19 protein-coding genes, 2 tRNA genes and 1 pseudogene are annotated in these 24320 nt (G+C 56.6%); 11 read left to right on the top strand and 11 right to left on the bottom strand.

Annotated features, from left to right (window positions below):
• The first annotated feature begins 81 nt into the window (after window positions 1–81).
• On the top strand, window positions 82–318 hold the full coding sequence (locus tag ACYVIA_RS02435; protein ID WP_460837535.1) for a hypothetical protein: 237 nt from the start codon (window positions 82–84) through the stop codon (window positions 316–318).
• Between the two features lie 276 nt (window positions 319–594).
• On the opposite strand, the gene ACYVIA_RS02440 is transcribed toward ACYVIA_RS02435, so the two are convergent.
• The gene (locus tag ACYVIA_RS02440; RefSeq protein ID WP_460837536.1) at window positions 595–828 is read right to left on the bottom strand and encodes a hypothetical protein; all 234 of its coding nucleotides are present in this window, start codon (window positions 826–828) and stop codon (window positions 595–597) included.
• A 206-nt stretch (window positions 829–1034) separates the two neighbouring features.
• On the opposite strand from ACYVIA_RS02440, the gene ACYVIA_RS02445 reads away from it, so the two are divergent.
• The 5 genes and pseudogenes from ACYVIA_RS02445 to ACYVIA_RS02465 all read left to right on the top strand — a co-directional run bounded on the left by ACYVIA_RS02445 (window position 1035) and on the right by ACYVIA_RS02465 (window position 5144).
• Complete coding sequence (locus ACYVIA_RS02445; protein WP_460837538.1) at window positions 1035–1445, top strand: HU family DNA-binding protein; 411 nt, start codon at window positions 1035–1037, stop codon at window positions 1443–1445.
• 87 nt (window positions 1446–1532) lie between these two features.
• Window positions 1533–1608: transfer RNA gene (locus ACYVIA_RS02450), tRNA-Val, on the top strand.
• A gap of 28 nt (window positions 1609–1636) precedes the next feature.
• Window positions 1637–1713, top strand: a tRNA-Asp gene (locus ACYVIA_RS02455).
• Between the two features lie 148 nt (window positions 1714–1861).
• On the top strand, window positions 1862–3790 hold the full coding sequence (locus ACYVIA_RS02460) for a SurA N-terminal domain-containing protein (RefSeq protein ID WP_460837540.1): 1929 nt from the start codon (window positions 1862–1864) through the stop codon (window positions 3788–3790).
• 116 nt (window positions 3791–3906) lie between these two features.
• Window positions 3907–5144: pseudogene (locus tag ACYVIA_RS02465) on the top strand (IS3 family transposase).
• Window positions 5145–5170: 26 nt separating this feature from the next.
• On the opposite strand, the gene ACYVIA_RS02470 reads toward ACYVIA_RS02465, so the two are convergent.
• Window positions 5171–5782 (bottom strand): arylesterase, encoded by a 612-nt coding sequence (locus ACYVIA_RS02470; RefSeq protein WP_460837541.1) that lies wholly within the window; start codon window positions 5780–5782, stop codon window positions 5171–5173.
• Between the two features lie 49 nt (window positions 5783–5831).
• Here ACYVIA_RS02470 and ACYVIA_RS02475 point away from each other — a divergent pair, with 49 nt between their 5' ends.
• Window positions 5832–6518 (top strand): ABC transporter ATP-binding protein, encoded by a 687-nt coding sequence (locus tag ACYVIA_RS02475; protein WP_460837639.1) that lies wholly within the window; start codon window positions 5832–5834, stop codon window positions 6516–6518.
• 81 nt (window positions 6519–6599) lie between these two features.
• Here ACYVIA_RS02475 and ACYVIA_RS02480 read toward each other — a convergent pair whose 3' ends face one another.
• A complete protein-coding gene (locus ACYVIA_RS02480) occupies window positions 6600–8132 on the bottom strand; it encodes an NAD(P)H-hydrate dehydratase (RefSeq protein ID WP_460837543.1) in 1533 nt (510 codons plus the stop codon).
• Window positions 8133–8377: 245 nt separating this feature from the next.
• On the opposite strand from ACYVIA_RS02480, the gene ACYVIA_RS02485 reads away from it, so the two are divergent.
• The gene (locus tag ACYVIA_RS02485) at window positions 8378–8641 is read left to right on the top strand and encodes a DUF2249 domain-containing protein (RefSeq protein ID WP_460837641.1); all 264 of its coding nucleotides are present in this window, start codon (window positions 8378–8380) and stop codon (window positions 8639–8641) included.
• 63 nt (window positions 8642–8704) lie between these two features.
• On the opposite strand, the gene ACYVIA_RS02490 is transcribed toward ACYVIA_RS02485, so the two are convergent.
• The 3 genes from ACYVIA_RS02490 to ACYVIA_RS02500 form a co-directional block, all read right to left on the bottom strand.
• A complete protein-coding gene (locus ACYVIA_RS02490; protein ID WP_460837544.1) occupies window positions 8705–9820 on the bottom strand; it encodes an NAD(P)/FAD-dependent oxidoreductase in 1116 nt (371 codons plus the stop codon).
• Window positions 9813–11066: a D-amino acid dehydrogenase gene (locus tag ACYVIA_RS02495; RefSeq protein ID WP_460837546.1), complete on the bottom strand. Its 1254-nt coding sequence runs from the start codon at window positions 11064–11066 to the stop codon at window positions 9813–9815. The genes ACYVIA_RS02490 and ACYVIA_RS02495 overlap by 8 nt, the downstream gene beginning before the upstream one ends.
• A 152-nt stretch (window positions 11067–11218) precedes the next feature.
• Window positions 11219–12580, bottom strand: coding sequence for an amidase (locus tag ACYVIA_RS02500; RefSeq protein ID WP_460837547.1), 1362 nt, complete (start codon window positions 12578–12580; stop codon window positions 11219–11221).
• 233 nt (window positions 12581–12813) lie between these two features.
• On the opposite strand from ACYVIA_RS02500, the gene purL reads away from it, so the two are divergent.
• Window positions 12814–16833 (top strand): phosphoribosylformylglycinamidine synthase, encoded by a 4020-nt coding sequence (purL, locus tag ACYVIA_RS02505; RefSeq protein WP_460837549.1) that lies wholly within the window; start codon window positions 12814–12816, stop codon window positions 16831–16833.
• Between the two features lie 105 nt (window positions 16834–16938).
• On the opposite strand, the gene ACYVIA_RS02510 is transcribed toward purL, so the two are convergent.
• From ACYVIA_RS02510 to ACYVIA_RS02530, 5 genes are read right to left on the bottom strand one after another with little or no spacing between them, the layout of a single operon-like run.
• A complete protein-coding gene (locus ACYVIA_RS02510) occupies window positions 16939–17715 on the bottom strand; it encodes a peptidylprolyl isomerase (protein ID WP_460837551.1) in 777 nt (258 codons plus the stop codon).
• A gap of 50 nt (window positions 17716–17765) precedes the next feature.
• Window positions 17766–18038 (bottom strand): BolA family protein, encoded by a 273-nt coding sequence (locus ACYVIA_RS02515; RefSeq protein ID WP_460837553.1) that lies wholly within the window; start codon window positions 18036–18038, stop codon window positions 17766–17768.
• A complete protein-coding gene (locus ACYVIA_RS02520) occupies window positions 18035–18655 on the bottom strand; it encodes a septation protein A (protein WP_460837555.1) in 621 nt (206 codons plus the stop codon). Before ACYVIA_RS02520 ends, ACYVIA_RS02515 begins: the two co-directional genes overlap by 4 nt.
• A gap of 18 nt (window positions 18656–18673) precedes the next feature.
• Window positions 18674–19069, bottom strand: a complete 396-nt coding sequence (gene msrB, locus ACYVIA_RS02525; protein ID WP_460837556.1) for a peptide-methionine (R)-S-oxide reductase MsrB — start codon at window positions 19067–19069, stop codon at window positions 18674–18676.
• Entirely contained in the window at window positions 19066–20589 is a 1524-nt protein-coding gene (locus tag ACYVIA_RS02530) for a protein adenylyltransferase SelO (RefSeq protein ID WP_460837642.1), read from the bottom strand. Before ACYVIA_RS02530 ends, msrB begins: the two co-directional genes overlap by 4 nt.
• A 608-nt stretch (window positions 20590–21197) precedes the next feature.
• Between ACYVIA_RS02530 and ACYVIA_RS02535 the strand changes: the two genes are divergently transcribed.
• A complete protein-coding gene (locus tag ACYVIA_RS02535) occupies window positions 21198–22850 on the top strand; it encodes a 3-(methylthio)propionyl-CoA ligase (RefSeq protein ID WP_460837558.1) in 1653 nt (550 codons plus the stop codon).
• A 102-nt stretch (window positions 22851–22952) separates the two neighbouring features.
• Window positions 22953–24200: a branched-chain amino acid ABC transporter substrate-binding protein gene (locus ACYVIA_RS02540; protein WP_460837645.1), complete on the top strand. Its 1248-nt coding sequence runs from the start codon at window positions 22953–22955 to the stop codon at window positions 24198–24200.
• The last annotated feature ends 120 nt before the right edge of the window (window positions 24201–24320 follow it).

Consider the following 24320-nt stretch of genomic DNA (forward strand, 5'->3'; position numbering starts at 1 on the left):
TTATCGTTTTGGCCGGTCGGAAGGTTCCTGCAGTTCGCTTATACCCCTGCATTCGCCGCAGCACCTTGGCGACCCCGACCAATGAAAAAAGGCCGCATCCTTGCGAATGCGGCCCTTCAATCAGCCTTTGGCTATCCCAAAACCTTCAACAGGTTAAGCGAGGGGCTTGAGTTGGGCGGGGATTTTCCTTTGTGGAGGATGAGGGATGGGGCATCGGCGAGGAGAGAGTCAGGGCAGTCGACATTGTTTCCAGTGATGCTGGATGATCTGATGGCTCAAGAGACGGAAGTGGGCGTCATTGACGCCTGGGTAGAGTAGCTGGACTTGTTCGAACTGGTCTTTGGCAAGGCCAAGGCGGCAAGGCTTGGCCGCCCGCCGTACGATCCGGCCGATCTGCTCAAGCTGTGTCTCTGCGGTTATCTAAGAGCCTGTTTGAAAACTTACTGCGCAGCCCGATTTTGGCTCTGCGATGCTCGTCGTACCTCACGTACGACTGCGCTTCTCCAACCAAACTCGGACCGCTCGCTACAGTTTTCAAACAGGCTCTAAGCGGGATAAGGTCGTCTCGGGAGCTGGAGCGCGAATGTCATCGGATCATCGCGCAAGGTGGTAGGCGAGCCGCCGGGACTGGCTGCCGAGCAGCAGCGGATGGAGCAGGAAATAACGGCTTACCTGCAACGACTCGATGAGGTCGACAGGGAGGATGGGCAGGATGGCCCTGCCGCAGGGGCCGTCACACGCGCCATCGAGCGGCTGCGCAAGCACCAGCAGGAAGTGGCTGGAGAGATACTTGTCAAACGGGTCATAAATATGATCAGAGCCCGCCAATTCCTGCAGGCGATGCGCGCCTGCTCCTTTTTGCCCTCCCAAACAAAAATTGCCCCGCACACGCGGGGCAATTTGTTGGGCGCCTGTTTACAGACTTTTTACACAGACTGTTCGGGCGCTTTTTTTACATTTTTTTCGGTGTGCCAATCTGAAAGGGGCGGTGCTAATAGGAGTGCCCGTCGACTGACTTCCTTCTTGTACCACTGATGAGCGCTTCACCCTGGTCTATCCGGCCTGTCCAATACCGGCTGAAGAAACGTTTTGTCAGCATTTTTCAACGGACATGGACTGTAAAGGTGATAATGCCGGTTGTTCAATCCAATTCTGTGGAAGAGCATGCGCTACTGAACAAAAATGATTTGGTTGAACACATTGCCAATGCAAAGGAAGTTTCCAGTGCTGCGGTTCCTCCGGCACTTGCATCGTTGACAGGGGCTGTGAAGGCGGCATTAACGCAGAAAGGAACGGTGATGCTTGTCAGTTTCGGCACATTTTCTCTTCGTATGTATGCCACGCGCGCAGACGGTAATTCGCGTACCGGCGATGCAACCCAAGTCAAGGCCGTGAAGGTGGTCATATTCCGACCGGACAAGGTGCTAAAAGATGCAGTTAGCTAGTGCATCTTTTAGGAGGATGTTGTAGAATCATATTTTTTACGGCGTGGTGACAAACGCCGTAAAGTTTGGCTGACTAAGTGTGGATCAGGGTGCTTAGCTCAGTTGGTAGAGCGGCGCCCTTACAAGGCGTAGGTCGGGAGTTCGAGCCTCTCAGCACCCACCAAGCAGCCAAGCATGCAGGTGAAGTTTCAGGAGTGGTAGTTCAGTCGGTTAGAATACCGGCCTGTCACGCCGGGGGTCGCGGGTTCGAGTCCCGTCCACTCCGCCAAAAAACGAAAAAGGCGAACGTAAGTTCGCCTTTTTTCATATGTGGCGACGTTTTTCGCTTCAGGCGCGGCTAAATTGATGAGCTAGCTGCTCTGAGAAAGACAATGCTGAAACTGCGTTCTCGCAATTTGTAATTCTGTGGACTGACCATGTTTGAATTTATCCGCACGCATCGTCGCTTGATGCAGTTCTTGCTACTGCTGTTCATTTTTCCTTCATTTGCATTCTTTGGGCTTGAGGGCTATACCCGATTTCGGGAAGGGGACAATGCCGTCGCAAAAGTTGCGGGGCAGTCCATTACGCAACAAGAGTTGGATGCCGCACAGCGCGAGCAAATGGAACGTTTTCGTCAGATGTTCGGCGGTCAGTTTGATCCGGCAATGCTTGATACGCCGGAAGCCAAGCAGAGCATTCTCGACGGTTTGATTACACAGCGTGCCGTTGCGCTTGAGGCAGCACGTAACCGGCTTTCGGTCAGTGATCAGGCCTTGCAGCAAACAATTCTTAATGTGCCTGGCCTGGTTGGCCCGGATGGGAAATTCGATGTCGAGCGCTATAAATCACTACTCGCAGCGCAGGGCATGACTCCCGCAATGTATGAGGCCCGGTTGCGGCACGACTTGGCGTTGCAGCAGGTTAGCGAGGCGGTGCAGACAACAGCGTTTGCTCCGAAAAGTGTGGCACTGCGACTCTCGGAGCTGAACGACCAGGAGAGGGACATTCAGGAGCTCCCGTTCAAGTCGGCTGACTATGTGCCTCAAGTGAAAGTCACGGAGGAGATGCTGCGCGCGTATTACGAGAAGCAGAGTAGTCAGTTCGAAATCCCTGAGCAGGTCAGGGCTGAGTATGTGGTGCTGAGTAGCGATGTGGTTGCGGCCCAGATTTCTGTGAGTGACGCCGACATCAAATCCTACTATGAGCAGAATGCAAAGCGGTTTGCCGAGGAGGAGCAACGTCGTGCAAGCCATATCCTGATCAAGGCTGGAAAGGATGCATCAGCCGCCGAAAAGGCCGCAGCCAAGGAAAAGGCGGAAAAATTGCTGACCCAAGTGCGGAAGAATCCCGCAGACTTTGCCAAGGTCGCGAAGGAGAATTCAGATGATCCTGGTTCGGCAGAACGAGGTGGTGATCTTGATTTCTTTGGACGAGGAATGATGGTCAAGCCATTCGAAGACGCTGCGTTTGCGCTAAAAGAAGGCGAGATCAGCAATGTCGTAGAGTCGGACTTCGGTTTCCATATCATTCAATTGACCGGAATTAAACCTGCGACAGCAAAAAACCTGGAGGAAGTCAAAGGACAAATTGCTGCGGAGATCAAGAAGCAGCTGGCGGCAAAGAAGTTTGCCGAAATGGCCGAACAGTTTACAAACTTGGTCTATGAGCAATCCGAGAGCCTGAAACCAGCTGCAGAAAAACTCGGTCTGAAAGTTGAGACGGCCGGCGGTTTGACCCGCACGCCAAACCCGGACGTGTCGCCGAACGCTCCATTCAACCATCCGAAATTCCTGAGTGCTCTGTTTTCGGATGATGCAATCAAGAACAAACGCAATACGGAGGCAGTTGAGGTTGCGCCGAGCACGTTGATTTCAGGCCGGGTTATCGAGTACAAACCTGTGACAAAGCGCCCGTTCGACGAGGTTAAAGCGATTATTGCAGAGCGCGTAACCAGGATTGAGGCGGCAAAACTCGCGAAACAGGCTGGCAAGGCAAAACTGGCTGCTCTCCAATCAAACGGTGAGGCTGCTGAGTTCGGTGCACCGAAAACCGTCTCACGCACGAAGAATCAGGGACTTCAGCGGGAAGCTCTGCTCGCGGTGATGAAGGCCGATGTAAATAAGTTGCCAGGTCTTGTCGGGGTTGATCTCGGTGAGCAAGGATATGCCATTTATCGGATCAATAAGGTTGGTCAGCCAGCAGATCCTGATTTGGCGCGTCGCCAGGCAGAACAGCAGCAGATTGCCGATGCACTGGCCCAGCTGGAGACTGCCGCATATCTCGATGCGTTGAAGAAGAAGGCCAAGGTAGAGATCGTCAAGCCAATTGCGACTAAGCCCGAGTCGGAGCCTGGCGAGAAATAAATCGAGCTTCTCCCGCTTGTTTGATTGGGATGCAGAAAAAAGCCCGGGCAATTCCGGGCTTTTTCCATGGACGTGACCCGTCCTGAAATGCGTTGACACTTTTTTGGAGGTGTCAAATGGACAGAGGGATCAAGCGTACGCAGCGGGACTACGCGCTGGCTTTTAAGTTGGCGGTAGTTGACGAGGTGGAAAAAGGCGAGCTGACGTACAAGCAGGCGCAGCGGCGGTACGGAATTCAAGGCCGCTCGACGGTATTGGTCTGGTTGCGCAAGCACGGACGGCAAGACTGGAGTAGGCTGGCAGGAACCAGCAAGCGCAGGAGTGATCCGATGAGCAAGCCAGAGCAGCCGATGAGCCCGGAGCAGCGAATCAAGCAGCTGGAAACGGAGCTCAAGCAAGCCAACGAGAAGGCCCAGTTGCTGGAAGCCATGCTCGACGTCATTCGCAAAGAATATGGGGTGAAGTTGCCAAAAAAGCATTCCGACGGGTCATCGAGCAAAGGCAGATAGCCGGCTTGAGTCTCGCCACAGCGTGTCGTTACATTGGTATGAGCCGTCAGCCTATTATCAGCAGTGTCAGGCAGAGGCCGCCCAGCAGGCGCGGGATCGGCAGGTTGAGTTGGTGCGCCAGACGCGGCGGCGTCAACCCCGCATTGGCGGTCGCAAATTACACTATTTGCTCAAGCAGCCATTGGCCTGCGCGGGAATCAAGATGGGCCGGGATGCGCTGTTCCGGGTTCTCAAGCGGGCTCATCTGCTGGTTCCGCAACAGCTTCCATCGATTCCACAAGCACCCCAATCTCTTGAAGTCGTGCAAATCCGTGGCGCAACGTCCTGAGCAGGTCTGGGTGGCCGACATCACCTATCTGCCTACCCGCGAGAAATGCGTGTATCTGAGTTTGGTCACTGACGCGTACTCTCGAAAGATCGTCGGCTACCATGTGCACGCAACCCTGCAAACCGAGGAAGTGGCGCGGGCATTGAAAATGGCTTTGCGCGCCAGGCAGAGCCGGGCGCAGCTCATCCATCATTCCGACCGCGGCATTCAGTACTGCGCGAGCGCGTATCAGCGATTGCATGCGCAGCACGGGCTGACCTGTTCCATGACCGATGGCTACGACTGCTATCAGAATGCGCTGGCAGAGCGGGTCAACGGCATTCTCAAGGGTGAGTTCCTGCTCCACCGTCCTGATAACCTGGAGCAGGCCCGGCTAATGGTGAGCCAGTCGGTACAGATTTACAACCGGGAGCGTCCGCACCTGGCCCTCCAATACAAAACGCCCGATGCAGTGCATCGGGCGTTTCAAAGGAGCGATCAGACAGACAATTTACCCTGCTTAACCGTCAACCTATAGCAGGACGGGTCAATCTGTTCCTGCTTTTATTTGGCCAAGAGTGGTTTCAGGAACGGCCAGATGTTCTCCAGCATGATTGGCTGCGCTTCCGCAGCGGGATGAATCCGATCAGACTGAAACATGTGTGGCTGGTCAGCGATTCCATGCAGGAGAAAAGGTACTAAAGGCGTCCCGGTTGAGCGGGCAAGGCTCGAAAAGAGGGTAATGAACTTCTCGGTATATTCCTTTCCGTAGTTTGGAGGAAGTTGCATTCCAACAAGGAGGACCTTGGCTTTCGCGCTACGTGATTCCGTAATCATGGTGCGGAGATTGGCCTCCGCTGCACTAAGCGGCAGACCGCGCAGGCCGTCGTTTGCCCCAAGCTCGATGATCACCACATCGGGCTGATGGCGCTCCAACAGCGCGGGGAGGCGGACCCTGCCGCCACCAGTCGTTTCACCGCTGATGCTGGCGTTGACGATCGATGCATTGATTCTTTCGTCTTTCAGGCGCTTTTCGAGAAGAGGAACCCATCCGCTTCCCCGGGTAAGGCCGTATTCCGCGGAAAGGCTGTCGCCGAGCACAAGCACTGTATTTGATGCAGAATAGGCGGTTGTTGCTAACAAGAAGAGCGTGAACGCCGTCAGCTGCCGCAGCATTCGCCTCCAGTACCAAGATCCCTTTGTCGATCGCTTAACGTCATTCTGCATGAGTTCACCTTCCTCCTTACCAGCGGCCATTGAAGTCATTCACCTGAGTAAACGCGTTGCGGATGCGACCGGTGAACTGACGATTTTGCGTGACATTGATTTTACCGTGCAGCCCGGCGAGACGCTTGCAGTTGTCGGTGCATCGGGCTCGGGCAAATCAACCTTGCTAGGCCTTCTCGCTGGCCTTGATACTCCTTCCGAGGGCACGGTGAAGCTCGATGGAGTCGATATTTTTGCACTGGATGAAGACGGCCGCGCCGGTTTGCGTCAAGCGAAGCTTGGTTTTGTGTTTCAGTCCTTTCAGTTGCTTGCACACCTGACCGCTCTGGAGAACGTCATGCTCCCGCTCGAATTAAGGCGAGACGAGCGGGCCAGGGAGAAGGCGGAGGCAATGCTCGGCCGCGTTGGTCTTTCCAGTCGCCTGCGGCACTACCCCAAATACCTCTCAGGCGGGGAGCAGCAGCGGGTCGCCCTGGCGCGCGCGTTTGTGACGGAACCTCCGCTGCTGTTTGCCGACGAACCGACTGGCAGCCTTGATGCGGCTACCGGGGAGGCGGTTATCAAACTAATGTTTGAGCTGAATGAGGAACGTAGCTCAACCTTGGTGCTCGTCACCCATGATTCTTCCATTGCAGCCCGCTGCAAGCGTGTTATTACGATTGCCGCGGGTCGCCTGATGGCCTGAGGTCTGATCCAGAACTATGGTGAGCGCTTCGACCTCGTGTGGAGAATTGCTGTTATGCCGGCCAAGTCGTGAGGGCGCAGGTCAGTCAGGTAGTGGCCGGTACGGCGCGTATCGCGATGTGAGCTGGTTCAAAATCGTCCTGACACAGGGGAGGAGTTCGCTGGCGGTCATGCCGATTGGGCCTGTTCCTTGAGCCGTCAATGTGTCCGCAGCTTGTCCGTGTAGCCAGGTAGCTGCGAGTGCGGCGTTCCAGGCAGGAAATGATTGCGCAACCAAGGCACCGCAAATACCGGCAAGAACGTCGCCGGTGCCGGCGGTTGCCAATGCCGGATTGCCCGTGGGGTTGATGTATATGGTGCCATCGGGTTTTGCGATGATGCTTCCCGATCCTTTTAATACAGTGATTGCATTCAATCTACGTGCTAGATTCACCGCTGCACGAGGCCGGTTCGCCTGTACCTCTTTGGATGTCGCACCCAGCAGTCGTGCCGCTTCAAGTGGATGCGGCGTAATGATCGTTTCAGCGCGACGTTGCACAAGTTCCTGCTGAAGTCCAGGATCGACCGCAATCAGGTTTAGGGCGTCAGCATCCAGCACAATCGGCGAAAGCGTATGCAAAACCTTCGAGAGGATGTCACGGGCCATCTGTGAGGTGCCGAGCCCCGGGCCGGCGGCGATTGTTGCGCCAGAGAATTCCATGTCGGGCGCATAGCGGCACATCAGTTCCGGCTGGGCGCTGTCATAGGGCGGGGGCTGATCGATAAACGCTGCAAATACCCGTCCTGCGCCGCTCATTGCGGCCGCACGTGCCGCCAGAATCGGCGCACCGGCCATGCCATGCGCACCGCCGACAATGATGATGTCTCCGAAGCTGCCCTTGTGGGAATTGTGCGGACGACGGCGCAAAAAAGGAGAAAAGGCGTCCGGACTGTTCAAAAATGCCGTCGCTGATGGGAGCAGCTCTGGGGCGATTTCCAGATCAGCGACTTCAACCTCTCCCGCGTAATCACGCCCATTGCAAGTATGCAAACCAGGCTTGTCGCCGATGAATGTGATCGTATGTGTCGCACGAACCCCCACACCTGCGTCTCCTACGATGTTCCCCGTATCGGCATCGAGCCCGCTCGGGACATCAAGCGCAAGGACAGGGCAGGATAGGCGATTGATGGTTGTGACCAAAGAGCGGATCTCCCCGGAGATGGGGCGCGCAAGACCAATCCCGAAAAGGCCGTCGATGACGAGGGACCACTGTTGAGCATTTACTGCGTCGATGGTCGGTTCAAGAAAGCGAGCGGTAGTGCTTCTCGCCCTGGCAAGCGCGCGCTGCAAGTCCTCCGGCTGACGCTTCGCGTCTGCACATAACAGGATTACGACCTCCACGCCGGAATTCGCGAGATGAAAGGCCGTTTCCAGCGCATCGCCGCCGTTATTGCCCGGGCCGGCGAGTACGAGCACCGGCGCTCCTTGTCGCGACTCGGAATGCAACTTCAACGCAACACGAGCAGCAGCGTCTCCCGCTCGCTGCATCAATGTACCTGCAGGTAGCTGTACCCGTGCTGACTCTTCAATCGCACGAATTTCGGCAACCTGATATAGCGTGGTAGAGGAGAGCATCGAGGCGGATTCCATATGCAGAAGTGTTGGCGCAATGGTATTGCATTCTATGCCAACTCATTCACCGCGAATATATGCGAGCTGTTGCGACCAATGCCACGACTTGCGCCAAAGATGGATTTGGTTTGCATCAATTAAAAGCTTCATTTAAAATGAATCTTAAGTTGGTTGCGGATCCGATACCACTGGATTCGGCAGAACGACCTGCGATCCCACGACGTTTTTTATGCGAAGGAGCTTTTGACATGGCACATGATTGTTCTCATCCACAGATGGCAGGCGGAATTTACCCGTTCGATGCGCGCGGAATCGCGAAACGGTTCAGGCATGCCGCGATCTTCGGCGCCCTTGATGCGCTTGAGCCGGGTGAGACAATGCGGTTCTGCAACGACCATGATCCACTCCCGTTGCTTTCACAGATCAATGGTTACTTCGGTTCTCGCGTGAAGATCGCCTACGTGCAGCGTGAGCCGGGTGAAATCGTGATCGACTTCCTGGTTACAGCTTAAGCCGTCCAGCTAACAATTGAGTTCGTAGTATTGCGGGCATGCCAAATAATGGTGTGCCCGTTTTTATTCTGGAATTACCATCGCCGTAGCATGTTCGGCGATAGCGAGGGAAGCCGTCAGGCCGGGGGATTCGATTCCATACAAGCCGAGGTAATGGTGCGTTCCATGTGAGGAAAACAGGAAATCGGCAGCTGGTGAATCCGGGCCGCTGATTTTCGGGCGTACGCCGGAATAAGCCGGCTGCAATGCACCGTCGGCCAAGTCCGGCCAATAGGCACGTATCTCCTGGTAAAACCTGTCAGCACGTCGCGGATCGACGGTGTAGTCAAGCTCGCCGCCGTCATGCTTCAGCCACTCGACGTCAGGGCCAAAACGAGCCTGCCCGCCAAGATCGAGTGTGAGATGTACGCCAAGACCACCGACTTCGGGCACCGGGTACACAAGGTGCGAAAAGGGCGCCTTGCCTGCGAGTGTGTAATAGTTGCCCTTCACGAAATGTGGCGTCGGAATACTCTTCCGGTCCAGGCCCCGAATTGCCGCGGCAAGCTGCGGTGCCCACAATCCGCCGCAATTGATGACAGTGTTTGCCAATACTTCCGTCTCGCTCCCATCAGGTGATCGTACCTGCATGGCGAGCCCTTCCACAGTTACGCACCCTTCACCCACCTCGCTGTTAAAAGCGAAGAGGGCGCCGACATGCTCCGCATCGGACTGCAACGCGAGCATGTAGGCGTGAGTGTCGAAAATGCCGGTATTCGGGGAGTGGAGCGCGGCAACGCAGTTGAGGGCGGGTTCCAGTGCTTTTGCCTCCTGCCCGCTGATCCAACTCACTTCATGGCAACCGTTTGTCAGTGCTTGTGCATGAATGGCTGACAGCTTGTCCAGCTGCGAATCCGATGTGGCGACGATGAGTTTGCCGCAACGACGATAGGAGATCGCTCTCCGCTCGCAGTAATCGTAGAGGGCATCGCGCCCCTTTATACAAAGCTTCGCCTTCAGGCTTCCCGCCGGATAGTAGAGTCCGGCATGGATCACTTCGCTATTGCGGGAGCTGGTCTCCATACCGATCGCGGGATGTTTTTCGAGAACGAGCACTTCGCGCCCAGCGAGGGCAAGGGAGCGAGCGACGGCGAGGCCGACCACGCCCGCGCCGATGACCACGCAGTCGACCTTATCCATAGCGCGACATCGTCAGTCCATCCATGTCGATTTCGGGCGTCACACCGGAAACGATGTCTGCGACCACTTTGCCAGAGCCGGCTGCCATCGCCCAGCCGTTCGAACCGTGGCCGATGTTGACATAGACGTTGCGCACCGGTGTCGCGCCCAGCAGTGGCGCACCGTCCGGCAACATGGGGCGTGCACCGCACCAGAAGTTCGCTTTCGCGTAATTTGCCGCATCGGGAAACCAGTCGCTGCCGACCTTGATCAGTGTGCGTATCGCGCGTTCATTCAACTCTGTGCCGGAGGAGCCGATCTCCGCCGTGCCTGCAATCCGGATCCGGCTGCCCAGCCGCGTAATCGCGACTTTGTATGCTTCATCAAGAAGGGCCGCCTGAGGCGCATGCTCGAAGTTCCTGAGCGATGCCGTAGCTGAGTAACCTTTGACAGGATAGAGGGGAATGTCAATTCCCAATGGCCTGAGCAGTTGAGCACTCTCTACGCCTGCGGCCACAACAACGGCGTCTGCAGAAAAACGGTTGTTGTCAATGCGCAGTCCCACACCATGCGTTTCGGGCTCGATGGCATGGACGGTAGAGGCGAAATGGAACTGCACGCCGAGGGAGCTCGCAATCTGCTTCAGCCGCTTTGCGAATAGCGGGCAATTGCCGGCTTCATCCTGCGGCAGATACAGCGCACCCGCTAAAGAGGAATGCGAAGACAATGCGGGTTCAATGGCGCGCGCGCCGTCAGCGTCGAGAACCTGATGCGGAACGCCATTCTCCTCAAGCAGCGCAATGCTGTGGGACGCCATCCGCTTGTCTTTTTCGGTGCGAAACAATTGAAGCACACCCTGGGTTTGCTCGTATTCGATCTGATGAAACTCCCGCAACTCGCGGAGGACATCGCGACTGTAGAAAGCAATGCGCTGCATCCTGGCCTTGTTGATGCGGTAGCGGTCGAGCTCGCATTCCGACAGCCATCTGCGCACCCAGCGCCAGGTCGCACGATCCATGGTCGGCTTCAGCATCACAGGAGCCTCCGAACGGAGGAGGCGGGAGAGGATCTTGCGCGGCATGCCAGGAGCAGCCCATGGTGTCGCATATCCCGGGGCGACGATGCCAGCATTGGCAAAGCTGGCCTCCTGGGCCACGTTCTGATGCCGTTCGATGACGACGACCTCATGTCCCGCGGCTGCAAGGAAATAGGCCGTGCAAACGCCTACAACGCCTCCGCCGACTACCGCAATCTGCTTCTGTGTCACTTATTTAACCTGTCAATGCATTACTCAGGAAACGATACGGAGTGGTAGACCATACGAAACATTTCCAGTTCGAGGGCATCATTCTAGTCGTTGCGGTTACCGGTGTCCGCTTGAACTTCGCAGCAAAAATCGACTGATGCCGGATTGCGACGTTATGCACTTTGCATTGTCCTTTCGATAGCGCGCGCGATGGCAAGGACGTGATGGTCTGTCATTGCAGCGCCAGCGATCATTAGGCCTACAGGCAGGGTACCCGCTGCATGACACGGAAGCGAGACGGCGCAGCCGTCGAGCAGGTTGATTGTGGACGGATTCCTGAGGAGTTGAGCGTTGACTTTGAAGAAGGTGTCGTCCGATGCTTCCAGTTCTGCAATCGGAGGAGCAACGATCGGCACTGTCGGCATGAGCAGGGCATCGAATCGTTCCATCTCCTTTTCCATCCTGCTGATCCAGTCGCGCCGGGCGCGATGCAGATCGATGTAATCTGCCGCGCTCATGACCGCGCCAAGCATGATGCGTTTTGCAACCCGCGGATCGTAGGAGGATTCATGAGCAGCCAGCAGCCTCCGATGCCAGGCAAACGCTTCCGCTCCCGAGAACTTGTTGAGAGCGGCACTCTCGGCAAGCATGGTGAAGGGCGCATCGCTGATCCGCGCACCGGCTTTGGACAGGCGCGACAGTGCAGACGAAAAGGATGCTGCCACATGCGGCTCCAGCGCATCGAGCATCAAGGTCTGCGGGACGGCTAGGCGCAGATCCCTGACGGGCAGATCCGGAATTGAAAGCGGTTCATCTGCAATGATGCTGTCGATCAGGATGCAGTCATCGACCGAGCGCGTAATGGCGCCAATCGAGTCGAGCGTGGTTGACAGGGGAATTGCACCCGTTGTCGGTACGCGGCGAGCTGTCGGCTTGAAACCGACCAGGCCGCAAAGCGCGGCGGGAATTCGGATCGAGCCTCCGGTATCCGATCCCAGCCCGGCGACGCACATGCCCGCAGCAACCGAGACAGCGGCGCCCGACGAGGAGCCGCCGGGAATGCGTGCAACGGCTTGGTCCGCCGGATTGGCCGGTGTGCCAAAGTGCGGATTGAGTCCAACTCCCGAGAAAGCGAATTCCGTCATGTTGGTTTTGCCGATGATTGCGGCTCCTGCCTCGCGTAGCCTCTGCACTGCGGGAGCGTCTGCAAGAGCCGGAGGGGCAGACTTGAGGACAACGGAGCCGGCCCATGTCGATTCGCCAGCAGTATCAAAGAGGTCTTTGACCGAAACCGGCAAGCCCGCAATTGCGGGTAAAGCCGCGCCTGCGGAGTGCAGCGCATCTGCGTAATCGGCCGCCGCACGTGCGGATACAGGAGATAGCCGGGTGAAGACAGATCGTGACCGCGCCGCCTCATCCAAGCACGTGTCGACCAGTGCACGACGGGATTGACCGGCAAGATGATGGATTGGTTGAGAAATCGGCAGTGTCATGTGCGGGAGGACCGTAGGTGTTTGGAGGTAGCAAAATAGCATACCGACCAGGGATTACGCACCTCACGACGAGTCGGGATGGCCAGCAGTCTGCTGCCAGATTGCTCTTTCCGGTTTCATCTGGAAGCACCGAGATCGCGGGTTGCGAGTGTGGAGACTTGGCGTGATTGACAAGCTGCCATGATGCGGCGTCGCGGTATAATCACGGTTTCCGATTTAACCTGCAGTTGAACTGTCCTGGACGGCAGTGATGCTGCTTCACACCTCTCGTCGCCATGTTGATTTTGCCGGGCTCCAATGCCCTGTCTGCCTTCCGCACCCAACGTCTTTTGTCACAATTGCAAGCAGTCGAGCCCGCCGTTGTCGGCGTAACAGGACGCTTCTTGCATTTCATCGATGCGGCTGCCACTCCAAGCGATGACGAGCGGGGCCGGTTGAATGCACTCCTGACCTATGGCGAGCCATTTAGCGGCGCGGCCGACGGCGAAAAGTTCGTAGTCATTCCGCGTTTCGGCACGATTTCTCCATGGGCGAGCAAGGCAACTGACATCGTCCACAATTGCGGAATGACGCATATCAAGCGCGTCGAACGCGGAATCTCCTATCACGTACAACTGAAGTCGGGCCTGCTTGGCGGGAGCAAGAAGCTCAGCGATGCCGCCGCACAGGAAGTCGCGGCGCTCCTGCATGACCGGATGACGGAAACCGTTTTGCGGAGTGCGAACGATGCTTCCGGTCTGTTCCGCGAGCTCGATGCGAAACCACTGGAGTTTGTCGATATCCTGGGTGGCGGCAAAGAGGCTCTCGTACGCGCGAACGGTGAATTGGGCCTGGCGCTTTCCGAGGATGAAATCGACTATCTCCACAACGCTTTCACGCAAGCGAAGCGCAACCCCACCGATGTCGAACTGATGATGTTTGCACAGGCAAACAGCGAGCACTGCCGCCACAAGATTTTCAACGCCGACTGGACGATCGATGGCGTGACACAGGACAAGTCGCTGTTTGCGATGATCAAAAACACGCACCAGTTGCAGCCGAAGGGTACGGTGGTCGCATACAGCGACAACTCGTCGGTCATCGAAGGTGCGACCGTGTCGCGCTTCTATCCGCGTGGCGCAGCAAGCGGCAATGTGTACGAAGCATCGGACGAGCTGACGCACATCCTGATGAAGGTGGAAACGCACAACCATCCGACCGCCATCTCGCCGTTCCCCGGCGCATCCACCGGCGCGGGCGGTGAAATCCGCGACGAGGGTGCTACCGGTCGCGGCGCCAAGCCGAAGGCAGGCCTTACCGGCTTCACCGTTTCAAACCTGATGCTCACGCATTCCGTCCAGCCTTGGGAGAATGCGCGGGATGCAACCGAGCCGATGGAACAACGCGTATCGCACGGCCAGTGCGGCATTTACGGCAAGCCGGACCGCATTGCATCACCATTGCAGATCATGATCGATGGCCCGATCGGTGGAGCGGCCTTCAATAATGAATTCGGCCGGCCCAACCTCGGCGGTTATTTCCGAACCTACGAGCAAAAGATTGCCGACAAGGTTTGGGGATATCACAAGCCGATCATGATCGCCGGCGGCATGGGCAATATCTCCGCCAAGCACACCAAGAAGAATGACCTGCCCGTTGGCAGCCTGTTGATTCAGTTGGGTGGTCCCGGCATGCGCATTGGTATGGGCGGCGGTGCTGCTTCCTCGATGGCGACCGGCACCAACACCGCCGACCTGGATTTCGATTCGGTTCAGCGTGGCAATCCGGAGATGGAGCGACGTGCGCAGGAAGTCATCAATGCGTGCTGGGCCATGGGGGACGACAATCCCATCCTGTCCATCCACGACGTCGGTGCCGGCGGCTTGTCGAATGCCTTCCCGGAACTGACTAATGATGCAAAGCGCGGCGCAATTTTCGATCTGCGCAAAGTCCCGCTCGAAGAAAGTGGCATGGCGCCGAAAGAAATCTGGAGCAATGAATCGCAGGAGCGCTACGTCCTGGCGATCGCACCGGAAAGCCTTCCGTTATTCCAATACCTATGCGACCGCGAACGCGCACCGTTTGCAGTGGTCGGTACCGCAACCGAAGAGCGTCAGCTGAAAGTCATTGACCCGGAACACGGGAACAATCCGGTGGATATGCCGATGGATGTGTTGCTCGGCAAACCGCCGAAGATGCATCGCGATGTACAGCATGTGAAGAACGAGTATCCGCCCGTTGACCTCACCGGCATGGACCTTGTTGACGTCGCACAGCGCGTTTTGCGCCTGCCGACAGTGGCCGACAAGTCCTTCCTGATCACCATCGGCGACCGTTCTGTCGGCGCGATGACAGTGCGCGACCAGATGGTCGGTCCGTGGCAGGTGCCGGTTGCGGATTGTGCCGTGACCGCAATGAGCCTGGAAGGCTATCGCGGCGAGGCGATGGCAATGGGCGAGCGTACGCCGTTGGCGGTGATCGATGCACCAGCTTCTGGCCGCATGGCGGTCGGCGAGGTGTTAACGAACATCGTTGCAGCCCCGATCGCGGATATCTCGGATATCAAGCTTTCCGCGAACTGGATGGCGGCATGCGGGCAGCCGGGGCAGGATGCGGCACTGTTCGACACGGTGAAGGCGGTCGGCATGGAGCTTTGCCCGGCGCTGGGCATCAGCATCCCGGTCGGAAAAGACTCCTTGTCGATGCGTACCACCTGGAAGGATGCGGAAGGGAGCAAGGAAGTTACTTCGCCCGTGTCGCTGATCGTGTCGGCTTTTGCGCCGGTGCAGGACGTGCGCCTGTCACTGACGCCGCAGCTGCGTAAGGATTGCGGTGATACTGCGCTGATCCTGATCGATCTTGGCCGGGGCAAAAACCGTATGGGCGCTTCTGCGTTGACACAAGTCATGCAGCAGATCGGTGACAGCACACCGGACGTCGATAATCCGGAAGACCTGAAGGCATTCTTCTCCGCGATCCAGCAACTGAATATCGAACGCAAGTTGCTCGCCTACCATGACCGTTCCGACGGCGGCCTGTATGCAACGCTGTGTGAAATGGCATTCGCCGGCCGCAGTGGCGTGTCGGTGAACCTCGATATCCTAACGATGGAAGGCGAGCATGCCTCCGACTCCGGCGAGGCGAAATACTGGGCTCGCCAGATTGCCGAACGGCGCAATGACATGACCCTGCGCGCACTGTTCAATGAAGAACTCGGTGCGGTGATCCAGGTGCGAGCAGAGGAAAGGTCGGACGTCATGAATGTGCTGCGCTCGCATAACCTCGGCGCCTGCAGCCATATCATCGGCAAGCTGAACGACCGTGACGTTATTGAATTTACGCGTGATGCAAGGGTGATTTATAACCAGCCGCGCATCGAGCTGCAGCGCCTGTGGAGCGAGACGAGCTGGCGTATCGCGCGCTTGCGTGACAATCCTGCGTGCGCGGATGCAGAGTACGACCGTATTCTTGATGTTGCCGACCCTGGTATTACGCCCAAGCTGACCTTTGATCCGCAGATCGACGTGGCAGCGCCGTTCATTGCAACAGGGGCTCGTCCAAAAGTGGCGATTTTGCGTGAGCAGGGCGTCAACTCGCACATTGAAACCGCATATGTGATGCACAAGTCGGGTTTTGCCGCGGTGGATGTCCACATGAGCGACTTGATTACGGGACGAGCGCGGCTCGACGACTTCACGGGTTTTATCGCTGTCGGAGGCTTCTCCTATGGCGACGTGCTGGGCGCAGGGGAAGGATGGGCGAAGACGATTCTGTTCAACGCCAAGCTGGCTGAGCAGTTTGCCGGTTTCTTCAATCGCAACGACACCTTCGCGCTTGGCATCTGCAACGGCTGCCAGATGATGAGCAACCTGAAGTCGATCATTCCAGGCGCGCACGCATGGCCGAAGTTCACGCGCAACAAGTCGGAACAGTTCGAGGCGCGTTTTGCCATGGTGGAGGTGGCTGATTCGCCGTCGATCTTCTTCAGCGACATGGCTGGGACGCAGAGCCCGATCGCGGTGGCGCATGGCGAAGGGCATGCTGACTTCTCGCAGACGGGCGACTTCAAGGACGCGATCGTGGCAATGCGCTGGATCGACAACAAGGGGCAGGTGACGGAAGCTTATCCGTACAACCCGAATGGATCACCGCAAGGTATCACTTCAGTGACGACGGCGGATGGCCGCTTTACTGTGCTGATGCCCCATGCAGAACGGGTGTTCCGTACGGTGCAGCATTCCTGGGCACCGGATTCGTGGGGAGAGTATTCACCATGGATGCGCATGTTCCGTAACGCACGCAAGTGGGTTGGCTGATCGCAGCAGGGAGGGGCGTTACGTCCCTCCGCGCCGTCGTCGAATCACAAGTATAAAAAAAGCGCTCCAAACGGAGCGCTTTTTCATTGGTAGCCTGATTCGGGATTACTGAATCTTCGCCTTTTTGCGCAGGTCTTCCTGGAATGCCTGCAGTTTCTTCTGCTGCAGCGACTCGGCAATCTGCGGTTTCACTTCTTCCAGCGACGGGATCTTGGCGGCGCGGACGTCCTCTAGCTTGATCACGTGGTAACCGAACTGCGTCTTGACCGGAGTTTCCGTGATCTGGCCTTTTTGCAGGCCAACCATCGCATCGGAGAATGGCTTTACGAAGGAAGCCGGGGAAGCCCAGTCGAGGTCGCCGCCATTCTGAGCCGATCCTGGATCCTTGGACTGCTTGGCCAGCTCCTCAAACTTGGCGCCGCCTTTCAGCTTGGTGATGATTGCCTTGGCTTCATCTTCCTTGTCCACGAGGATGTGGCGTGCGTGGTATTCCTTGTCACCAGCCTGGGCCTTGAACTTGTCGTACTCGGCCTGAATCTCGGCGTCTGAAACCGGGTTCTTCTTCAGGTAGTCTTGAACCAGTGCCCGAATGGTGATCGACTGACGGGCAATCTCAACCTGGTTCTTGACATCGGGAGTGTTGCTCAGGCCGCGCTTGTCCGCTTCCTGGATCAGGATTTCGCGGTTGATCAGCTCTTCCTTGACCATTGCACGCAGTTGCGGCGTGTCCGGCTGACCCTGTGCCGCCAATTGTTTGATCATGACATCAGCGCGCGATGAAGGAACGGGCTTGCCATTCACGACAGCGAGGTTTTGCGCCATCGCGGGCAGCGCGGCAGCAGCGATAAGTGCCATCAACAAGCGAGCGGGTTTTAGAATCATTATGTATTCCTAGATTGCGAAGGGATAAAAATAAATACCGGGCCCGTCTGTTACATGACTTCAGACGGTGCTAGCGCGACGATGTTAAGAGCGTGTATATCGCTGTGCATCATGTCGCGAAGGCAATCATACACCAGCCGATGCCGGGCAAGCCGATTTAGCCCATCGAATCGATCGGAAACCAGGCGTACGCTGAAGTGTCCGGCGCCCGAAGCGGCGCCTGCATGGCCTGCATGCAGATGGGAGTCGTCCACGAGTTGACATTCCACCGGTGCGAAAGTTGCAGTCAGCCGGGCGCGGATCTGTTTAACACGGTCAGTCATTGCGAGTCCTTTACATATTTCGACAGAAACAGGCTTTGCCCGATCACGAAGGCAAACATCAATCCCATGAAGCCAAACAGTTTGAAGTTGACCCAGAACGCCGTGGGGAAATTGTAGGCGACGTACAGGTTGATTAAGCCCATTGCTCCAAAGAAGCCGGCCCACGACAGGCTCAGGCGCTGCCACACCGCATCGGGCAGCGCAATCTGTTTTTCCATCATCAGGCGAATCAGGTTTTTCCCGATCAGCGCCTGGCTGACGAGCAGTGCAGCCCCGAAGCACCAGTAAAGCACTGTCGGCTTCCACTTGATGAAGGTCTCGTTATGGAAATAGATCGTGGCGCCGCCAAACAGCGTAATGATCGCCAGCGAGATCCACAGCATGGTGTCCACCTTGCGTCCCCTGATCTTCAGGTAGGCAATCTGCCCGAACGTGGCGAGGATGGCGATTGCCGTGGCAAGCATGATCGGCGCCTGGGCTCCTGTCACGACTCCGCCTGATACGAGGCCGGACATGTATTGCTGGGCGAGCGCCTGTGCAGCTTCCGGGTTGCCTTCCCCCCACTTGAACATCGCAAAAAACAGAATGACCGGGAACAGGTCGAACAAAAACTTCATATTGGCGGTTGTCCTTGTCTACTTGGGTTCAAAGCGTAATGATGCGGAATTGATGCAATACCGTAATCCCGTCGGTGGAGGGCCATCCGGAAACACGTGGCCAAGGTGCGCATCGCATACGTTGCACAGAATTTCGGTGCGTATCATGCCATGACTGCGGTCGATGCGCTCAGTAACATTTTCCGGATCAAGCGGCCGGAAGTAACTCGGCCAGCCGCAGCCCGAGTCGAATTTTGCATCCGATTCGAAGAGGGGCGTGCCGCAGCATACGCATGTATAGATGCCGTGCTCATGGTGATCCCAGTAACGGCCCGTAAATGCGCGTTCGGTCGCGCCGTGCCGCGTCACCTGGTATTCGATCGGATCCAGTCTCGCACGCCAGTCGGCGTCGCTTTTGACAACCTTGTTTGTCATGATGAGCAACTCACTTCCAGTTCGCTCGCCCAGTCGGGCGGTAGTGCCGCGTATTTATCATTTTCCGGCTGCTCGTCGAACGGATGTTCGAGAATGCTGAGCAGTTTTGCAACTTCGGTGAAGTCCTTATTTTGCGCTCTTTCGATAGCGATTTGTGCCAGGTAGTTGCGAAGTACATATTTCGGGTTGACGGCATGCATTACATGCTTGCGCGCCAGATCTTGGCTATTCTCCTGCTGTAACCGTGCACGGTATTGTCGTGCCCACGCATCGAATGCAGGGCGATCGATGAACAAGTCGCGCAGAGGCGAGTCTGCCGACGGATTGTCGAGTTGCAGGTCTCCGAGCCGGCGGAAGAACAGGGTGAAGTCCGCGTGGTTCTTCTGGAGAAGCGCGAACATGTCATCAATCAGTTTGGCGTCTTCCGGCTGCTTCGTCTGCAATCCGAGCTTGGCGTGAAGCAGTGCGTCGAGCTTGTTCTCGTATGCGCTCTTGTATCCTTCGAGCGCCGCCTGGGCATCGTCGACTTCGCCGATCAAGGGCAGCAGCGCCTGGCCGAGGGCAAAACAGTTCCACTGGCCGATCTGTGGCTGCATGTGATACGCGTAGCGGCCCTGTCTGTCGGTATGGTTGCAGATGTGTGTGGCATTGAACGCTTCCATGAATCCGAACGGACCATAATCGATGGTAAGGCCAAGGATGGACATATTGTCCGTATTCATGACGCCATGCATGAAACCTACCGCCTGCCATTGCGCCATCAGCTCTGCGGTGCGGCGGGTTACCTCGGCCAGCATCGCCTGATAAGGGTTCGGCACAGAGCGAAGACCTGGATAAAATCGATCGATTACGAAATCCGCAAGCGTCTTCAACTCCTCTTTTCGGTCGTTGTAGGACCAGTGTTCGAAAGAACCGAAACGGATAAAACTCGGTGCCATGCGCGTCGCGATCGCGCTGGTCTCCGGCGTTTCGCGCATGACGCGCATGTCGGAACCGATTACGCATAGCGCCCGGGAAGTCGGAATACCCAGTGCAGCCATAGCTTCTGAACACAGGAATTCCCGAATCGACGACCGCAGAACAGCCCGCCCGTCGCCCATGCGGGAATAGGGTGTCAGTCCCGAGCCCTTCAATTGCAGCTCAATGCGGCCATGTGAATCCGGTGATTCGCTGAACGATACTTTGTTGGCAGGGACATCGCCCAGCAGGATCGCACGACCGTCGCCGAGCTGGCCTGCCCACACGCCAAACTGATGCCCGGAATAGACGGAGGCTAGCGGCACTGACCCCGGCAGCGTCCGGTTACCGGCAAAGGTCTGGATGCATTCCTCTTTATCAAACTCCCCCGGATCCAGGTTGATCAATTCCGCAGCGGACTCGCTCGTGCACACGAGATAGGGTGCCGGCACAGGTGTGGGGTGCAGGCGCGTGTAGAACGTCGCGGGTAGGGAGGCAAACGAGTTATCTAGCGGGAGCGCATCGAGACGATGACGCTCGCCGGCCGCTAAGCGTGCAGACATGTTGATTCCTTGATGGGCCGTCATCAAACGATGATCTTGAAGGAGGATTGAAACTGAGGCGACAAATGTGAAATAGAGGACAGTTTCGCCAAGCGATATGTGCAACTATGCACGCTAGACCCTGAGTACATGCGAGTCATTGTGTGCGCTGCTTATTCTGACAGAGAAAATCAAACTGCATTCGTGCAGCCGGAGCGTGCAGCGTGCGTTTGATGTTACGCAATCAAAATTTAATTACCGTAGGCAAGACAATTGCGGACTTCTTGCCCGAGTGTATATATTCGAGGTGGGTGTTACGGTTCTCCGGTAATGCAGAGAAAAGTTCGGACGATGCCACCGTTTTCAAGCTCTGTGACGTACAGGTGCTATTGCTTGCATCGCATAATTGGTTGCGGATATATGGTTGAAACAGAGAACGCAGGCGAAGTAAAAGTCGCCACTTCGACATTGGTGCAATGCGTCATCGAAAGTCATTGACGGTTTTAGTACGGTCGTTCAAAAATCATGCTGTAATTTAGAAGCAAGGCTCTAGAGCGTGTCGGGAACCAAAAAGCAATTTCAACACGGGCTCTCGGCAACGACTCTTCATAACACGCACAGGAGGCACGATGTCGCAGTATCCCAAGAGCCCATTGATGGGCCAGATGATGAGCCAGCCTTTGCTCATCTCCAGCATCATTCAGCACGCGGACCGCTATTTCGGTGAGAACGAAATTGTCTCGCGCCGCGTCGAGGGAGATATTCACCGATACACCTACCGCGAATGCCACAAGCGCGCTCGTCAGATGGCCAATGCGCTTGCTGGACTCGGCGTAAAGATGGGAGATCGCGTTGCGACGCTGGCCTGGAACGGTTATCGCCACATGGAGTTGTATTACGCAATCTCCGGCTCCGGTGCAGTGATGCATACCATCAATCCTCGCCTGCATCCCGAGCAGATTGCCTATATCGTCAATCACGCCGAAGACCAGTATCTGTTTTTCGACATGACTTTCCTGCCGCTGGTCGAGGCATTCGCAGCTCACTGCAAGACGACCAAGGGTTTCGTGATGATGTGCGATCGTGATCGCATGCCGCAGGAAACCAAGATTGCCAACCTGATGTGCTATGAAGATCTGATCGACAAGAATTCCGATCAGTATGAATGGCCGTTGTTCGACGAAAACTCGGCATCAAGCCTTTGCTACACCTCGGGCACGACCGGCAACCCGAAAGGGGCGCTGTATTCACATCGCTCGACGGTGCTCCATTCCTACGCATCCGCGATGCCCGATGCCTTGAACGTGTCTGCGCGTGATGCCGTGCTGCCGGTAGTGCCGATGTTTCACGTTAATGCGTGGGGCCTGCCGTACTCCGTGCCTCTCGTCGGCGCAAAGATGGTGTTTCCCGGCGCGGCGCTCGACGGCAAGTCGCTGTATGAGTTGTTCGAGCAGGAGGGCGTGACCTTCTCCGCAGGCGTGCCGACAGTATGGCTTGGCTTGTTGACCTACGTCGGCCAGAACAATCTTCAGTTCTCCACGTTCAAACGGACCGTCATCGGCGGCTCGGCATGCCCGCCAGCCATGATGAAGGCATTCCGTCATCAATACGGCGTCGACGTGGTCCATGCGTGGGGCATGACAGAAATGTCTCCGCTCGGGACCGCATGTACGCTGCAAACGCGCCACATGATGCTGCCGGAAGAACAGAAGCAGGCCATACTCGAGAAGCAGGGACATGCGATCTTTGGCGTGGACATGAAGATCGTCGGCGACGACGGCAAGGAATTGCCGTGGGACGGCAAGACGTACGGTAACCTGCTCGTCAAAGGGCCGTGGATCATCAACAGCTACTTCAAGGGCGAAGGCGGCGACGTGCTGCAGGACGGCTGGTTCCCCACTGGTGATGTTGCGACCATCAGCCCGGATGGTTACATGCAGATCACGGACCGCAGCAAGGACGTGATCAAATCGGGTGGCGAGTGGATCGGAACCATCGATCTCGAGAATATCGCGATGGCGCATCCTTCCGTACAACAGGCTGCCTGCATCGGCGTCTTCCATCCCAAGTGGGACGAGCGTCCCTTGCTGGTTGTGGTGAAGAAGCCGGGCGTCGAAGTGTCGAAGGAAGAACTGATCAAGTTCTATGACGGCAAGATCGCCAAGTGGTGGACACCGGATGACGTGACCTTCGTCGATGCACTGCCGATCGGTGCAACCGGCAAGGTGTTGAAAAACAGGATTCGTGAACAATTCAAGGAGTACAAACTGCCGACTGCATGAGTGAATTGAAATAAAGGCGCCCGCACCGGGCGCCTGCAAGTGAGAAGCAAATCTGCATTTTTTCCATCAGAAGCACATATATAAATAAGGAAGAGACCAATGATGAAAAAGATTCGCCCCCTCGTGCTGGCATTTTCGGTTGCCGCTGCATTCTCCGCACCGTCCGTCCACGCCGATACCATCAAGATCGCCATGATCGAAACCATGTCGGGCGCATTTGCACCGATCGGGCAAAACCAGTTGAACACCTTCCGCATGTTCACTGAAATGGCGAACGAGAAGAAGTGGGCCGGCAACCATACGATCGAGGTCACTGCATTTGACGGCAAGGGCAGCCCGCAGGAGTCGCTGAACCAGCTCAAGACCGCAATCGACCAGGGTTATCGCTATATTGCACAGGGTAACGGCTCCGGCGTGGCGCTTGCACTCATCGATGCGATCAACAAGCATAATCAACGCAATCCCGGAAAGGAACTGGTGTTCCTGAACTACTCGGCGATTGACCCGGACCTGACCAACAGCAAGTGCAGCTTCTGGCATTTCCGCTTCGATGCCAACTCCGACATGAAGATGGAGGCCATGACCACGTACATGGCCAAGGATCCGAACATCAAGAAGGTCTACATCATCGGGCAGAACTACGCGCACGGACACCAGGTCACGCGTGCAGCGAAGGAGTATCTGAAGCGCAAACGCCCGGATGTCCAGATCGTCGGTGACGACCTGCATCCTATTGCTACTGTGAAAGACTTCTCGCCCTATATCGCCAAGATCAAGGCATCGGGCGCCGACACCGTCATCACCGGTAACTGGGGCGCCGACCTGGCGCTGCTCGTGAAGGCGGGCAAGGACGCCGGCCTCGATGCCAAGTTCTACACGTATTACGGCGGCACCTCCGGCGTGCCGACCGCAATGGGCGGCTCCGTTGCCGGCCAGGTAAAGCAGGTTGCCTACTGGATTCCGAACAATGAATCCTTCTCCGGAAAAGACATCGTCGAAGCCTTCAAGAAGAAGTACAACGACGACTTCTATGTGCAGGACATCTACACCGTCGTCCAGATGGTGACAAAGGCTGCCAAGGACACGAACTCCGTTGATCCGGTGAAGATTGCCTTCGCCCTTGAAGGCATGAAAACCAAGGCAATCAACGGTGAAGTGGAAATGCGTGCGGCCGACCATCAGCTGCAGCAGCCGCTGTATATCGCCACCTGGCAGAAAGTCGACGGCAAGAAGGTCAAGTATGACCAGGAAAATACCGGTTATGGCTGGAGCATGGATCAGAAGATCGACAGCTATGTTGCCACCCAGCCGACCTCTTGCGAGATGAAGCGCCCGGCACGTCCGTCTTAACCTGAAGTACCGGCGGTATGGCAATAAGCGCGCCATACCGCTCCTTCAAAGCCGATCAAACCTTATATTGCATGCGTTGCATGCGGTCGACGCGTCACCGCACCGCACTGCATCGCATAA

The organism is Noviherbaspirillum agri, from assembly GCF_054780595.1.

Coding starts and splice junctions, on each gene's coding strand:
- ACYVIA_RS02435 (WP_460837535.1), top strand. CDS start 82: ATGAAAAAAGGCCGCATCCTTGCGAATGCGGCCCTTCAATCAGCCTTT.
- ACYVIA_RS02445 (WP_460837538.1), top strand. CDS start 1,035: ATGAGCGCTTCACCCTGGTCTATCCGGCCTGTCCAATACCGGCTGAAG.
- ACYVIA_RS02460 (WP_460837540.1), top strand. CDS start 1,862: ATGTTTGAATTTATCCGCACGCATCGTCGCTTGATGCAGTTCTTGCTA.
- ACYVIA_RS02470 (WP_460837541.1), bottom strand. CDS start 5,782: ATGCTGCGGCAGCTGACGGCGTTCACGCTCTTCTTGTTAGCAACAACC.
- ACYVIA_RS02475 (WP_460837639.1), top strand. CDS start 5,832: ATGAGTTCACCTTCCTCCTTACCAGCGGCCATTGAAGTCATTCACCTG.
- ACYVIA_RS02480 (WP_460837543.1), bottom strand. CDS start 8,132: ATGCTCTCCTCTACCACGCTATATCAGGTTGCCGAAATTCGTGCGATT.
- ACYVIA_RS02485 (WP_460837641.1), top strand. CDS start 8,378: ATGGCACATGATTGTTCTCATCCACAGATGGCAGGCGGAATTTACCCG.
- ACYVIA_RS02490 (WP_460837544.1), bottom strand. CDS start 9,820: ATGGATAAGGTCGACTGCGTGGTCATCGGCGCGGGCGTGGTCGGCCTC.
- ACYVIA_RS02500 (WP_460837547.1), bottom strand. CDS start 12,580: ATGCTATTTTGCTACCTCCAAACACCTACGGTCCTCCCGCACATGACA.
- purL (WP_460837549.1), top strand. CDS start 12,814: ATGTTGATTTTGCCGGGCTCCAATGCCCTGTCTGCCTTCCGCACCCAA.
- ACYVIA_RS02510 (WP_460837551.1), bottom strand. CDS start 17,715: ATGATTCTAAAACCCGCTCGCTTGTTGATGGCACTTATCGCTGCTGCC.
- ACYVIA_RS02515 (WP_460837553.1), bottom strand. CDS start 18,038: ATGACTGACCGTGTTAAACAGATCCGCGCCCGGCTGACTGCAACTTTC.
- ACYVIA_RS02520 (WP_460837555.1), bottom strand. CDS start 18,655: ATGAAGTTTTTGTTCGACCTGTTCCCGGTCATTCTGTTTTTTGCGATG.
- msrB (WP_460837556.1), bottom strand. CDS start 19,069: ATGACAAACAAGGTTGTCAAAAGCGACGCCGACTGGCGTGCGAGACTG.
- ACYVIA_RS02530 (WP_460837642.1), bottom strand. CDS start 20,589: ATGTCTGCACGCTTAGCGGCCGGCGAGCGTCATCGTCTCGATGCGCTC.
- ACYVIA_RS02535 (WP_460837558.1), top strand. CDS start 21,198: ATGTCGCAGTATCCCAAGAGCCCATTGATGGGCCAGATGATGAGCCAG.
- ACYVIA_RS02540 (WP_460837645.1), top strand. CDS start 22,953: ATGAAAAAGATTCGCCCCCTCGTGCTGGCATTTTCGGTTGCCGCTGCA.